The following is a 13646-nucleotide window of genomic DNA, read 5'->3' on the forward strand; positions in this document are numbered from 1 at the left end:
TAGTGGAAGGGCCAAAGCGCCGATTCCGGAGAGAAGCAAGAACCTGCGAAAGACCATGAAATGCGGAGATTGTGAAATATCGAAGCGCTTGACTTTAGCTCGCCGAATAGAGAAGCCACCTCTCTTTTGTAGATGGATCGAAGGTCATTTCTGGCAGGCTTGTTTGGTGTTGCGGGAGCCGTCGCTTTCGCGCAACTATCTCAACCGACACCGTCAACAGCCGGTATCCCGGTAGGCGAAGATATTCTTTCCGACCTGAAGGCGCTCGATACAGAAACGTCTGGCATCCAGCCACAGCCAGCAGGCAGTCGAGACCGGCGATCCCGTCATCGTGGCGGCCATCATGGTTATCGCCGGCATCATCATCGCCCACCTCGTCGACACAGACGAAGAGTTTGGCGCCGCGTGTGCGAAAGGCAGCGATACTATGGCGGCTGGCGGCAGCGGTGCTATCGGCGGCGAGTGTGGATCTATCTTTGACCGCTCAGAATTCAGGTTTGGGCGGGCCCAATAAGCAGTACGGTGGGTGAGACCCGCGGACATAAATCGGAGGGCTTATTGTTAATCCGCCCGTCAGTATGAAAGCACAAATTTCACAATGCCGAATAAAGGTGATCAACGCATCAAAGCATAATATTATCAGTAATATCAATAACTGTGTTCCATAATACATATTATGCGATTTTTGATAAACTATTGATTTTCTTATATATTTTATCTAGAACCTTTGCCTTCGTTGCCATTTATGCGCCCGGGATTTTCCCATCACGGATAACTCCGTTATTATTTTGCATATATAATTACGAAGAATGGCGTCTCCACTGTGCACTCCCACCGCCGACGATGCCATCCCACATCTTAGTTTGGTGCCCACTATGAACCGCTACAACATCGCTGAACGACGTACAATTGCGCGCTAGCGACCCCGCTCCGCTTGAAATTTATCCTGTCACGTTGTATATACTCGTGTATATACAAAGGAGACCAATATGCCACAGCTCCGACACTCCGAACCTACACCATCCCGCGAAGCAAAACTCTTCCGTAACAATAAGAGTCAGGCGGTACGCATTCCAGCTGACTTCGAACTTCCCGGCGACCGGGTGATGATCCATCGCGATGGAGATCGACTTATCATAGAGCCGGTGCGTCGCCCGAACCTGTTGGAAGTGCTTGCTGGATTGGAACCACTTGGACCGGAAGATCAGTTCCCTGATATTGACGATACCCTGCTACCATTGAAAGAAATCGACCTGTGAGCGCCCTCTACATGCTCGACACCAATGTCGTGTCCGAGCTTGCACGAAACCCCAAGGGCGCTGTCGCCAGACGCATCGCCGAGGTTGGACCAGAAGCAGTTTGCGTCAGTATCATCACGGCAGCGGAGTTACGCTTTGGATGCGCCAAGAAAGGATCGCCGAAGCTGCTGGCGCACATCGAGGCCATTCTTGGAAGTATACAAGTGCTCGCACTTGATACGCCTGCCGACGCCGAATATGGGCGAATCCGAGCCGAATTAGAAGCCGTTGGCAAGCCCATCGGTCCGAATGACCTCCTCATCGCTGCCCATGCTTATGCGCTCGGGATGGTGTTAGTCACGGCCAATACCGGAGAATTCTCACGTATCCGTGCTCTGAGGGTCGAAAACTGGCTACGCGACTGAGCGGTGCTGTTGTTCGTTCAAAGAGAATCTGCCGCTGAAGGGGCAGATCACTAAAAACTGCATTTATGATCGGTAGATTGTCCCTTTGTCTGCTCATGCCTCGGATAAAGACTGGTTTTCCGCTGAGGTCTGCTATGAATGTGGCTGTGGAATCTATACAACAAGCGATGACATGACGACTGATGACGACCGACCCGCTCCACATTCTCAAAACCATTTATGGATATGATGCCTTCCGCGGGCGGCAAGTTGAAATCATATCGCACGCGATAGCAGGCAATAATGCATTCGTCCTGATGCCGACAGGCGGCGGCAAATCGCTATGCTATCAGATTCCCGCCCTTGTGCGGCCGGGCATGGGGTTAGTGATTTCACCGCTTCTGGCGCTGATGGCCGATCAGGTCTCCGCGCTCCGGCAGGCGGGTGTGAAAGCTGCAGCGCTTAATTCCGACCTTGCTGGCGATGACAGACTGGCCTTGTGGCGAGATATCCATGCCGGGGCGCTTGATCTGCTCTATGTCGCGCCTGAAACACTGCTCAGGCCGGATACGTTGCAACGCCTGCGCGATGTGCCTCTCTCGCTGATCGCTATTGACGAAGCACATTGCCTGTCGCAATGGGGGCATGATTTCAGGCCGTCCTATCGGCAGCTTGATGTGTTGATGGCGCAGTTTCCCAACACGCCACGCATGGCATTGACCGCAACCGCCGACGAGCCGACACGTGCCGAAATCCTGTCGCATCTGCAGATTGATGAGCACGATGCCTTCATCGCCGGTTTCGACCGTCCCAATATTCGCTATGCGATCATGGAGAAGGACAATCCCCGCACGCAGTTGAAGCGTTTTCTACAGGATCACCAAGGCGAAAGCGGCATCGTTTACTGTCTTTCGAAACGGAAGACAGAAGAAACGGCCGAATGGCTGCGCAGCCTGGGCTACGACGCCCTCTCCTATCACGGCGGTATGGAAAAGTCCGCGCGCGAGGCGAACCAGGCACGATTCCAGCACGACGAGGCGGTCATCATGGTGGCGACGATTGCCTTTGGGATGGGCATCGACAAGCCGGATGTTCGCTTCGTCGCCCATATCGATCTGCCGGGGAGCATCGAAGCCTATTATCAGGAGACAGGTCGTGCGGGACGTGACGGACTGCCAGCCGAGGCGATGATGCTCTACGGTTATGACGATATCGTCCTGCGCAGCCGCTTCATCGAGGAATCCGACGCGCCTGATCAGCGCAAGCGGATGGAGCGGCAGAAACTCGACATTCTCCTCGGGTTGGCCGAAACGGCGAACTGTCGCAGACAGGTGCTGCTTTCTTATTTCGGTGATCGATGCGAACCATGCGGCAATTGCGATACCTGCGCCGAGCCACCAACCCTCTTCGATGGGACAATAGCTGCACAGAAAATATTGTCCTGCATTCACAGAACCGGGGAGCGGTTCGGGCAAGCATATATTGTCGATGTCCTTCTTGGCGTCGACGATGAGCGCATCAGCCGCTTCGGCCACGACCAGATTTCGACTTTCGGAATTGGCCGCGAGCATGACAATCACACCCGGCGCGCGATCGTACGGCAGTTGGTCGCACAGCGGCTGATTGATGTCGACTTTGCCGGGCACGGCGGTTTGTCGATCTCGGAGACAGGCAGGCAGTTTTTGCGCGCAAAGCAGGCGCTCATGTTGCGTGTCCCGCGGAAATCGAAGCCATCACGTGGGACTGTTTCGCGTGGAAAATCGGTAACATCCGCCCTTTCGGAGCGTGATGAGGCGCTGTTTCAGGCGCTACGTGAGAAGCGGCTAGAGATCGCGCGCACGCAAAATGTCCCGCCTTACGTCATTTTTCACGATCGGACACTGATCGAACTGGCCACAGCCAGACCAGCCTCCCGCGCCCAAATGGCCGACGTGCCCGGTGTCGGCGATGCAAAACTCGAACGCTATGGCCCGGCCTTTTTGGCCGTCATCAACGCACACGGGTAAATCCGTCGCAGCTTTTGGAATTCAACAATACCGGCCTTAGAGTCTGTCAGCGCTACCCGGGATCGCCAGGTTCCGTCGGGTTTGATTTTGTGTTTCTTAAGATCATTGCTGGATTCTCATCATGGATAAATTCGTGATATCAGTTTTCTCATAACCGATCCCGACCGTTCATTCTTCTCCGGGTCAAATGCCACCGATCTTCTTTCACGGCCGTCTATCGTCAGTCAGACATTCACCCTCGGCTGCGATTTCTATCGCCCGACGCACCGCCTCCTCTGCGGCAAAGGTGGCGAATTCAGCTTCGTGCGCGGAACAAGGACGAATTCCGAAACCCCACACTGTGTACATCTCATTTTGAGCAAGCGTCGTGTTACCTGGATCTACCACTTTTAGTGCGTACTTGGTTGCCGGTGGGGTCATGGGGGCAGCTCCGTAGAAGCTCCCACTACTGACTTCGAGCTGACCGACCTGGCAGCGCACGCCGTCGAATTCTTTGAGCGCCGGCGGCAAGCTACCAGCAAGGACGATCGCATTAATTTTCGAAAAATGACCGTACAGCGAATAGCAGTATTCGGTATCCAGATCGAAAATGCGCAGCCGTGAGATCAACCGATCGACACCTGCATATTGCAAGATACAATAATACGCACACCCGTCACAAACCGGAATGTCCGCTTCATCAAGCACCTGCGCGTTCTCGCCGAATATGTCCCATGGAATTTCTTTTAACATTTTATCATCTCTAACAAGCCAATAGATATAGTGTGAGACCAATCAGCCACCGGCGCAAACGGATCATGAACGCCGATGAAAATTTCTAACTGGGCGCTGAACAGAATTATGTGACTGGATAGATACGACCGTTGCGACAAGCACAATTGGCAGGTTTGGGACGTTAAAGTTTGACAAACAGCCAAGAGCGCAAACCCTGAGGCAATCGGCCGACCATCTGGATCGCGCTCGAAGAAGCCTGTCGTCACACCCGCCAGGTCTGCGACGACCGTGCTGAATGGCTGATTCCGGGTTTCACCAGACCTGACGAATTGAAGCCGACAACCCAAATAAGAAAACCGGGAGCACGTATGACGCGTGCTGCCGGTTTCATATTTCGATAGACTATGGGTTCCTAAATGGCCGCTTACGCGAGTGCCATTCTCATTTCGCCAATATATTCTCCACGCTCCCAGAAATGGCCCCATGCGGTGTTTTCGTAGTTGGCCCGGGGAAGTCTGTAGAGCGTCAACCGGACAGGGCCTTGCTTTCCAAGTGCGAGCAACCGCTCGCGATAGGTTGGGGCTGCGCGGCGAGCGAATTCATTCGCGAAATCGAATTCGTACTCACCATGGATATCAACGCTATCGACAAAACATTGGTTCGTGTCATCAACAATCACCACACATCCATTAAGCGTGGAATAAGCGCGACAGGCTCGTCTGAAATCGTGCCAGACTGAACCTTGTCCTGATTGATTATAGCGTTTTTCGACGGTGGCCTCATCGGCAAGAAACGAAAAATGTCCCTCCTCAAAATCCTTGAGCATGCGCGCTGCAATGCCGTTGCTCGTTTTGTCGATACCGTAGTCTAAAGGCGAAGTTCCAATCATTGAAAAATCCTTTCTTGAAAATGATTGTCTGTCAGCTTCAAAAAGCGCTACCTTCAATAGTAAAGCATAATATTACAATAATATCAAATGCTTATGCTTTTGTAACAGGTCCAATGGTGCCCAAATGGCCCCAAAATGGCTTCATTTCGATGCGTTTTAATTCCTATTTCATGACATAATGTCGCATGTTGGGGCGCGTCAGTGGCATCCGCAATCAAATCGCGGATTTTAATATCGGGAGGGTCGAAAGCGCTATTTATCCGGCCCACGTTAAAAATACCCCTTACCAAAACATCGGGTTCGATGGACCTCGGCTTAGATCTGGATAGCAGGCACGACGTTTGCCCCTATCCGCCGACCACCATAATTCCTTCCCGCTCGGCGACCACGACGGAAAAGCGACCTGGAGATCGGAATGCTACCGTATCACGGGCAAATCGATGGCAGCAGACACGAGAGGTGTTCATGTGATTGGCTTTGGCCCTCCTTTTGCTACAGGCTTCCTTATCGCCCGATGCCTGTTAGCTCCCTGTCAGTCAGAATCCTGTGCTCCGTACAGGCGGTTATTCCATGGCTATCACCCAGTCCCACCGAAAGCCGTTTCTGCCCTGCTCCCACCGGTACCCATAGGGGTTGCAGACAATGCGGCTTCGGCCGATCTGAACGTCAAAGGCATGATGTGTATGACCACAGATCCATATATCCGGGGCCTGTTCGGAATGCAGGATGTTATTGAAAGCCTCTGCGCCACAGGCAAACAGAAAATTTGCCTCTTGCCCCGCATAAGCCGGCGGCGTGCAATCGGGATGCGGCATGTGATGGGTCAATACCACAGTGGAGCCGTCAAATGGTTTTGCCAGCTTTTTTCGAATGTAAGCTGCATCTGAACGATGTAGCTCCAGCATATCCTCCGGCGTGAATCGTTTGCCGTCCTGCATGGAGATTGCATGAAAATCATTGAGCATCTGGCGCGCCATCCACATCCGCTGCGGCAAATCAGACTTCGCGGGGAGTTTCATCAGGAAATCGACCCATAGGCTTGCGCCAATGAAGCGCGTATTGTCGATAATCACCTCATCCGCATCAAGACAATAAAACTGTTGCGGCCATTGCAGAGAAAGCGCCTCGATTGCCTTGATGGTCTGCCTGTCGCTTTCAAGCGAACGGTCCCGGTCGTTCATCATCCACTTGTTCTGATAAAATTCGTGATTTCCGGGGACATAGATAATAGGCTTCTCGTAGCGCCTGATCAGGAATTCTAGTGTCAAATGGAGATCTGGCGCCGCATTGAGATCGCCGGCAATCATGATCAGATCACAGTCCGGCGCTTGTTCACGTGGTGGATAAACGACTTCCTGCAGTTCATTATGCACATCAGACCAGATCCAGAGTTTCATGCCGTTCCCTCTCTATTCCTATTGGTAATCTCGAAGCCGTTTTCGTGTCTGGTTCTCCATGACAGGCCGCCGCGTTTCTGACAGACATGGCGAAGCTTCCACGCCGGCTGTCCTGCCGATTGATGTGCGTAGCCTGATCAGTTTCATTCTTTCTCATTGCCCGATGTCTTTTTGGCCAAGCCGGTAAAAGCGGCTGAATGTGCGGGCATAGTTCCGGTCGAGATCCAGAAGCCAGAGCTCGGACGTGATGCCATGCGGTACGATTTGTCGGAGCCGAGGATGTTCGAATAATACGCCTTCCAGACACGTTGCCCGCCGTGCACTCAGCTTCCAGCTTGTGATCGCTGGTGAATTTGTCAGTAACTGTTCGTCTGGATAATCACCCTCCAATATCCGCTGCAGATCATCGACCAGAGCTTTCAGCATCCTGATTTCAAGCTCGAGCTGCTCGCGATTGTAGTTTCCATTTTTGATTGTAACTGTCATGCCGTGTTCCTGATGAATGAACAAAATGATGGACCGTTCGGGCGCGCAATGACGCGTCCGGGGGTGTTTCCTGAATTTCCATGCATTTGATTGTTATTGAGAGCAAAGCTGAGCCGTTCAGCGTGACACAGGCATTCACCCCGAATATCTGGGCAGAAGATTCTCCGCTACCTTATCTATTGCCTTTGCTCCCATCGGTTGGTCTTTAGCTCGCCATTGAGAATGGCAGATACCCCTGTTCGTCTGCATCGCAGTGAACGTCCGCTCTACTGCATAACGGATAAGTCCGTGCCACGTAGTTTCACAAGCTTCGCACGACGCATCGACTGATCGGCCCCTGTCTGCTCAGCGCAACACGTTATCCGGCGTCAAAATCTGAATCTCCGGCCCAGACTTGCTGTCGAGTGCTTCAAACGCCATCTGCGCGATCTCTTCATCAATCAGCCGCGCTTGCTCCTCTTCGGTTTTCGCGAATGTGTCGCCAAGCCATTTGATGAGTTCTTCTCTGAGAGCCTCTTGCACGCCCAACACTTTTTCCGCGATCTCCGGGATCCCCAGTAGCCCATCGAGATCGGATAGCGCCCAGATCCCCTCCTCGGGTAGGCTTTCACTAAGCAATGGGTCGATCAGCACGAATTCGTAGTGATCGATATCAATGCCATAATACTGTTGCGCCAGCCGCTCCCACAATGCTGAGGCGGTCGATGCTTCAATGCGCCATTGATCCAGAGCCCCCTTATGGCCGCTGATGCCATAAATCAGACTGAGCACACGGAGGCATTTGCGCTCCTGTTCATAGGACACCAATTCGAATGTGTAAGGGTCTGTCGGAAGTTCCGAGGCGCTTCGGTCTGTGTCGTTTTCGTCTGCGAGGGATTTCGATGTGACAGACTCGATCACGTCATTGAAAGTATCACGCGTGAGTGGCATAGAACGAGATGAGCGGAAATCTCTTTGAACCTTTACCGCCGCTTTTGCTACAGCTTCTTCAATAAGGCCGATGATTTTTTCGCCGGTGTTCCATAAGGCACAACGGAATATCTGCTCTGACAAAGCTCGTTTCCGGCTACTTCTGTCATGAGCACGGTCAATCAAATGAAAACATAACGACAGGTGTAGCGCTGCGTTTAATTCACGCTTGTAGCTTCGCTGCGGGAATTTGTGTTCAATGAGATCAATGTAGCCAATTACGGTTTCTGCAAACATGATTTCTCCATCTCCAAAGCGACTGTTGGTCGCCGGAGTCAAATGGGTGTGAAGGTAGGTTGCCATTGCGAGTGGCCACAGATTTTGAAGACAGCGAAGATCTTAGCGTTGCGCGCGAACGCACACGACCAGACTGACAGAATGGGAAATTGGGAGTTCGTGCCTTAAAGAGCACCGAACGCGTCAGAAGCGGAAATTATCTCCGCTGCGGAGCCGCTATGTCGACATGGAATTCTGATAGTGGATCTTTTAATCCGCCACGAATATCGATAAGAGTTGTCATAAGCTTGGCTCCTGTGTTGGCAGGCTAAGTCAGTCTCCATTCAGGTGTTACCAGCACCGGGATGGAGGCGCCTGATCAATCAGGCAAGGCGACTATTGCAGGATCTGAATTGCGCTGCAAGGATCCGGAACGAAAAAAGATCCCAATTAAGCATTTTTATCTAAGTCCCGGATATAACCGGCTTTTTTGGCTTCACTAAAACAGTGATAAAACGTAGTGGCCATAGGTTTTTTGCTTTGTATTGAGTTTTTGAGGAAGCCTAAATGTGGAGCTTGAAGTTATCCACAGGATGGGCTTCAGCAGCGAAATGTCCTGCATATTTTTCATGGATAGCGGTGACGTTACCACCGACGATCCTGAGCAATCCCGTTGTTTCTCTTCTTAAGCCTCGACGATCGTCCGCCTCCGTTAACCTTGAGAAATCCGATTCATGTGCAAACAGCGTTTCATGAAGTAATGGGGGGACAACAGACAAAAAGCACAAACTACGTTTGTAAAATTTTCAGGTTGAAATCGAAACGGTATGGTTTGGAAAACGATCCTCAATGTTCGGTGTCGTCAAGAACCCCGCCGGGCCTCAGATGCATCTTGCGACGGAAATCCCAGCCGCTTTTTGTGTATCTGACAATCAGGTCATCAATGACTTCTAATGAAGCATCTTTATCGAAGCCCTGATCCGTCAGCGCATCAAGAAGCATATCAATCAGCTTCTCCGTCCCGTCCTGATTGCCAGACTTCACCGCTTTGACGATCATAAAATGCAGCAGCACTCGTGCTATGTCGTCACGCGTCGGTTTGCGCTGTACCCTCAAACGATCGCGATAGTCCTTCTGCCGTTCGCGCTGCTTGCGCAAACGTTCCGACTGCTGCCTGCTCGATGTCATGGCTACTCCAGATCACGTACCAATAATCAAAGCTTGAGCTCGAAAACCGTCGGCGCAAAGCATTTTTTCACCATCCCACGCCTGCCCGCAAACGGCGTTTACCGCTGAATCGGAGATCCCGGATCTGGCAACACATGTCCGGAACTCTGTAACGCAAATCTCGAGTTGAGAATCCAGTTACTGCAAATCGGAAAAAAATCTACGTGACTTGCCCACAATCTGGATTGATGTGTCTGCACGTCATTTTTCCAGCCTCACAATTCCAGATGTAGTGCGGGAAAATCATTGCAATCCATGTCGCTCGCAGGGCTGGCCACCGCAGACGCCGTTCGCATCGCCACGATTGATTTGTTGCTGGAACAAGGTCGCTGCTTCTGCAGCTATTCTTCAGCCGCGGCAAGCAATGGCACTCTTTACAACAGATGCGACAACAAAAACTCGCTTACGATTCTTCGATTATAAGGCCACGGACCAGATCAGAGCAGGTTGCGAACCTTGAACATTGCCATGCGGAAATGGCGGGCCTCGACAGAAGAACAACCGGACAAGCAGCCGGGCCTGGAGTCCCTCCGACTACGGCATCGGAACTAATCGCCAAGGGCGTTCGGTAAAGAGGGCAGTGTCTGCTGCGCTACGAATGGCTGGGCACGCAATCACATCGCCGTTCATAAAAACATGGTGGAGCCACTATCCCACCCCGTATCGCAGTTTGTTTGAATCAGGGGCTTGCCTACCCTATCTTTTGATGGTGTCATTCTACATACGATGACGTGTTACTCATCGGGCCTATATTATTTAAAAGGATTATTGCATGCAGATTTATAGCGGGGACCTGGTCGCCATCGCCACACTTCTCAAAAAATACATAACGGATTCGGCCAATACAGAACCGGGTTGGGGAGTGGCAACCACTCTCCTGTCTCATGGCAAGTTCTGGCGCGTATCGGCACAGTCCGAAAATGCCCGTTTCTCAATCCCTAAGGCCTGCTTTGCGAATGCGCAGGCCGAAGTGATTTCGCCTCGCAACCATCGCCAGAAGCAGTTCAGCTATGTCGAAGGCTATGCTTGCGATCTCGAATTGCCGATCCCGCTGCACCATGCCTGGCTCGTCAACAGTGAAGGTGAGGTTTTCGATCCAACCTGGTCGGACGCTGAGCAATGCGTCTATTTTGGAATGAAGTTTAAGATCTCTTATGTGCAGGAGCGGTTCAGCGCTCGTGGTGATCAATTCGATTCCTTGCTTCTGGATGCTCTGAATCGCCATGCTATCCTGCGCGACGACGAATTTTGCCAGCAGGTACTGGATTCGGCCATGATGCCACGTTCAAACACCGCTCAGACGGCGGTATCGCCCGGCGTCAATTGATTCAAAAAATGGGCTGAACGCATTTAATCTCGCCAAATGAAAAAAGCAGAACGCCTACGCTATCGACCTATGGTGAGCTGCGGGAGAATAGCAATGCCGAACCTTGGTATAGCTCTCTTCCACAGCTTCTCATTCAGCCTGTATATTTAGACTGCAAGCGGTCAGTCGATAGCTCCAGCGCCTCGCGCCGGGTGATCTGTTCATTGCGCCCAGCTTTGGCTTGCACCTTAATCCTGCTCGTATGGGGACCATATCATCCCACCGAACTAGTAGGGGCTGTCTTCAAGCACGTCGACCTCCCCTATCACTCCCATTATTTTACGCAACCATTCCGTCTTCTACCGGTCTGTCGTCACGGATGTTCCAGTTTATCAGCTCTGTTGACAGCCATGGTGTGCCGCAAACCAATTGGCACAAAACGCTTGTCTCCGCGCTTGGCATAGCTGGCAAACGCCGTTTGTAGCTGAAACGGAAATCTCGAATCTGGCAACGTTTGTGCGGAAACGCGCAACGCTTTTCTGAGGTTTTGAATCGGATTAATGCAAATTGTCTCGATTTGAAATGCGTTGCGGGCAAATTGGAATGACGTGCAGACACGTTGTGGTACGTTGCGGGCAACTCATGACGACATGCCCAAGACGTAAATCAATTCTATAAAATCCATTTACCCTTACGGGAATGAATATGGCGTCAAACGGCGTTTGAATCTGGAGGACCTACCTGGGAAAACGCCTGTCTACCAGATTCTTTTGCTCTACGCCCCCTGACGCTCCCTCGAACACGGTGGGACCGTCCTGCATCGGTTCCCGACTCTCAAACGTCGTTTATCGATGAATCGGATAATCCGGTTTCGTAACAGTTTTCCGGATGCCCGCAACGTTAATCCAAAAGCTGGAATCGCAAGATTGCAAATTATTCTGATTTGATACGCTATGTGGGTACCCTGAAATACGGTAGCGCCACATCAAGTTGCCCCACCGGCAAGTCATATCAGCGTTCCCATTGCATCACGACCTGAAATGCCCAGCCTTTACCGCCAGACGAGCGGTGGAAACGTGACAATGAGCGCTTCTGCACCGATCGCTCCATTTCCGGGAGATCTGCCATCCTGGCATTTAAAATCGCGCCAGATTTTTATATCGCCATGGACTCGCTGCGATTTCATCAACGGCATGAATCGATCAGCGAGGATCGATTCATAAAATGCGTTGGACGCTCTCGCCTCGATGTCGGATTCTGCGCGCATGTCGAAACAGAGTTCACTTCCAATACATTTTCGTAAGATCGAGCTGCACAACAATATGCGGCGCTTCTACACCTTATCGGTTCAACCGAATTTGTTCGGCGAATGGTGCGTCATGCGATCCTGGGGACGGATCGGGACACTTGGACAATCCGTGCAGCAAACAGTTCTGGACGAAGCATCAGCCAACGCACTTCTTCGTAGACTTGTCGCGGTTCGTCGCAAACGCGGTTATGAGGAAGTCGCCTGACTTCTTTGCAACAGATAACCGAATTGCTCCAGCCTCCGGTTCACGCGCTCGATGAATACGTATCCTCAAACAGCCATTCTTGAAATCTTCGCGATGCGAGAATGGGCGGCTTTGCCTTTGCGATCGAGATACTCTGCATAAAGACGAAGAGCGGCACGCAGATCCGATCTCGTCCGAACCGTCAGTGTTTCGAATTCGGCATTCAGTTCCAGCCGGGCCAATTCCAGTCCTGTATCGGAGAATGTTCGTCCTCCTAAAAGACGGCGCGCCCGGTTGACCTGCGACTTGACATTGCGTGCCGATTGGGGCGAGCGCCCCGTTTCCATCAGCCAGTTCATGAAACGGCCTTCGACGTTGGGAATGCTTTGACCGTTCTCGCGCGCGAGGATGACATGACCGATCGCTTCGGCCAGTGGAGAGGGAACGGCGTTAGCAATCATTTGATGAACGTCCTGTCGCGTTGCGTCCTTCCACTGCCAGTCTTTCGGGAAACCCTGTAGCATCGCCAGATGTAGTGTCGTCAGCATCGCTGCCTGCGAAGCTGGAACCGGATCGGCAGGATGGGGATTGTTCAGATAGCGATCCGTCAGCCGTTCCCAGGCTGTACGCGTCACAGTAGGAAACGGTTCATGGATACCACGAACTCCGCGTCCGGCGCGAAAAGGCCGCGCATAGACCCAACCTTCCGGAATATCCAGTACGTCGCTGATGACTGTCTGGCGTTCCGATCGCGCCTTAACAAGGCTTGAATCGAGGAACTCATGCCGTTCTCCTAGACGCCCAATAACGAACAGACGCTTTCGGAGCTGCGGAACGCCATACCAGGAAGCGTCCAGCTTGCACTCGCTCAATCCGTATCCAGCCCGCACCAGCATTTTACGTCCATCTGCCCACGCTTCGGAGCGGGCTGCCTGTGGAACGTTTTCCATCACAAACCATTGTGGTCTGGCGAGACAGACGAGCATTGCAAAAGCCCGGGTCAGTGACGCGTTTTCTCCTTCCACCCGCTTGCCCGCAACCGAGTAATCCTGGCATGGCGGTCCGCCAGCGATCAGATCCGGGGCCATTCGGGCGATCGCAGGCGCAACAGCGAAAATATCTTTCAGGTCGTGTTTGTGAACATATGGCCCGACATTATGACGGTAGGTCTCAACGGCGGGATCCCAGGCATCATATGCCCCGACCACTTCGATACCTGCACGTTTCAACCCAAGAGACATGCCCCCTGCCCCGCAAAACAGCTCAACCGCCCGCAATCCGAATACCCCACGCCCCAAATC

The 13646-nt window shown here is 52.3% G+C and carries 13 protein-coding genes; 5 read left to right on the forward strand and 8 right to left on the reverse strand.

Annotated features, from left to right (window positions below; genetic code table 11):
- Nucleotides 1-213: 213 nt before the first annotated feature.
- Nucleotides 214-366, reverse strand: a complete 153-nt coding sequence (locus F9K91_RS26060) for a hypothetical protein (protein ID WP_167522248.1) — start codon at nt 364-366, stop codon at nt 214-216.
- Nucleotides 367-989: 623 nt separating this feature from the next.
- Here F9K91_RS26060 and F9K91_RS21360 point away from each other — a divergent pair.
- From F9K91_RS21360 to recQ, 3 genes are all read left to right on the forward strand, one after another.
- The gene (locus F9K91_RS21360) at nt 990-1259 is read left to right on the forward strand and encodes an AbrB/MazE/SpoVT family DNA-binding domain-containing protein (RefSeq protein ID WP_024899201.1); all 270 of its coding nucleotides are present in this window, start codon (nt 990-992) and stop codon (nt 1257-1259) included.
- Entirely contained in the window at nt 1256-1663 is a 408-nt protein-coding gene (locus F9K91_RS21365; RefSeq protein ID WP_024899200.1) for a type II toxin-antitoxin system VapC family toxin, read from the forward strand. Before F9K91_RS21360 ends, F9K91_RS21365 begins: the two co-directional genes overlap by 4 nt.
- 182 nt (nt 1664-1845) lie before the next feature.
- On the forward strand, nt 1846-3648 hold the full coding sequence (gene recQ / locus F9K91_RS21370) for a DNA helicase RecQ (protein WP_151678674.1): 1803 nt from the start codon (nt 1846-1848) through the stop codon (nt 3646-3648).
- Between the two features lie 204 nt (nt 3649-3852).
- Here recQ and F9K91_RS21375 read toward each other — a convergent pair whose 3' ends face one another.
- The 6 genes from F9K91_RS21375 to F9K91_RS21400 all read right to left on the reverse strand — a co-directional run bounded on the left by F9K91_RS21375 (nt 3853) and on the right by F9K91_RS21400 (nt 9507).
- The gene (locus F9K91_RS21375) at nt 3853-4380 is read right to left on the reverse strand and encodes a hypothetical protein (protein ID WP_151678675.1); all 528 of its coding nucleotides are present in this window, start codon (nt 4378-4380) and stop codon (nt 3853-3855) included.
- Between the two features lie 406 nt (nt 4381-4786).
- The gene (locus F9K91_RS21380) at nt 4787-5251 is read right to left on the reverse strand and encodes a hypothetical protein (RefSeq protein WP_112593126.1); all 465 of its coding nucleotides are present in this window, start codon (nt 5249-5251) and stop codon (nt 4787-4789) included.
- A gap of 563 nt (nt 5252-5814) precedes the next feature.
- Nucleotides 5815-6648, reverse strand: a complete 834-nt coding sequence (locus F9K91_RS21385; protein WP_151664428.1) for a metallophosphoesterase — start codon at nt 6646-6648, stop codon at nt 5815-5817.
- A gap of 153 nt (nt 6649-6801) precedes the next feature.
- Nucleotides 6802-7134 carry a hypothetical protein gene (locus F9K91_RS21390; protein WP_151678676.1) on the reverse strand — a complete coding sequence of 111 codons (333 nt, stop codon included), beginning with the start codon at nt 7132-7134 and terminating at the stop codon, nt 6802-6804.
- A 345-nt stretch (nt 7135-7479) separates the two neighbouring features.
- Entirely contained in the window at nt 7480-8340 is an 861-nt protein-coding gene (locus F9K91_RS21395) for a hypothetical protein (protein ID WP_151678677.1), read from the reverse strand.
- 825 nt (nt 8341-9165) lie between these two features.
- Nucleotides 9166-9507 (reverse strand): hypothetical protein, encoded by a 342-nt coding sequence (locus F9K91_RS21400; RefSeq protein WP_112593132.1) that lies wholly within the window; start codon nt 9505-9507, stop codon nt 9166-9168.
- Between the two features lie 811 nt (nt 9508-10318).
- On the opposite strand from F9K91_RS21400, the gene F9K91_RS21405 reads away from it, so the two are divergent.
- Both F9K91_RS21405 and F9K91_RS21410 read left to right on the forward strand, forming a co-directional pair.
- Entirely contained in the window at nt 10319-10873 is a 555-nt protein-coding gene (locus F9K91_RS21405; protein WP_151678678.1) for a hypothetical protein, read from the forward strand.
- Nucleotides 10874-12117: 1244 nt separating this feature from the next.
- A complete protein-coding gene (locus tag F9K91_RS21410; protein WP_151678679.1) occupies nt 12118-12366 on the forward strand; it encodes a WGR domain-containing protein in 249 nt (82 codons plus the stop codon).
- 65 nt (nt 12367-12431) lie between these two features.
- Here the strand turns inward: F9K91_RS21410 and F9K91_RS21415 are convergent, their stop codons facing one another.
- Entirely contained in the window at nt 12432-13586 is a 1155-nt protein-coding gene (locus F9K91_RS21415; protein WP_235913338.1) for a DNA cytosine methyltransferase, read from the reverse strand.
- Between the last annotated feature and the right edge of the window lie 60 nt (nt 13587-13646).

This window comes from Brucella tritici, assembly GCF_008932295.1.
Taxonomy (GTDB): Bacteria; Pseudomonadota; Alphaproteobacteria; order Rhizobiales; family Rhizobiaceae; genus Brucella; species Brucella tritici.